Annotated in this window: 1 protein-coding gene; it reads right to left on the bottom strand. The window is 69.3% G+C overall.

The genetic code is table 11. From position 1 onward, the window contains the following. Positions 1 to 644, bottom strand: a 644-nt coding sequence (locus G6O68_RS32015) for an LppY/LpqO family protein (protein ID WP_165253836.1), incomplete at both ends; no start/stop codon positions are given.

Genomic DNA, 644 nt, shown 5'->3' with positions numbered 1-644 from the left:
CCATCGACGGCGGCCAGCTCGTCCGAGCCCGAGAACGCAGCCCAGGTCGTCAGGCCCATCGACCCGGCGACTTTGACGCCGTGCATCTCGCCCTGGCGGCCGATGGTCACCTTCACCACGCCGTCTTGCGTCTGCCCCTCGTGGCCGAGGATGCCCCGGATGGCTCCGGCGTCGATGCTCCCGGCCTCGGGCGGCTTGCCCCCGAAGCGGTCGGCAGGCGTCGTGTGTTCCGAGCGGACTTTCTTGATGGCGTCCCAAACGCTCCTCACGCCGGCGGCGAGCTTCTCGGGGTCGCCCATGCCGCCGATGTGCATGAAGTAGACCTTCGGCTCGTCGAAGAAGAAGTGGTTGTGCAGGCCCGAGACTTCGAGCCCGCTCGCAAAGGCGGCGTCCATCGCTGGCGTCACCTCGTCCTGGAAGACGACGGTGTCGCCCATGACCATCGCCCCGTGCGGGGCCTTCGTGAACGCGGCCCACGAGCCCAGACCCGCGAAGGGCTTCAAGGGCATCTGGTCCACCTTCACGGGGACGTCGGTGCGAGCCCACGCGATGCGGACGACGCCATCGGGGGTCGTGGTCGCCTTGGCGGCGGCGGCATTGCCGATGGCCTCGGCGTCGAGCTTCCCCTCTTCCTGGGCGAAGGC

The organism is Paludisphaera soli, assembly GCF_011064595.1.
Lineage (GTDB): Bacteria > Planctomycetota > Planctomycetia > Isosphaerales > Isosphaeraceae > Paludisphaera > Paludisphaera soli.
Note: the sequence above shows the minus strand (reverse complement) of the source record. Positions and strands in the feature narration are given on the sequence as shown.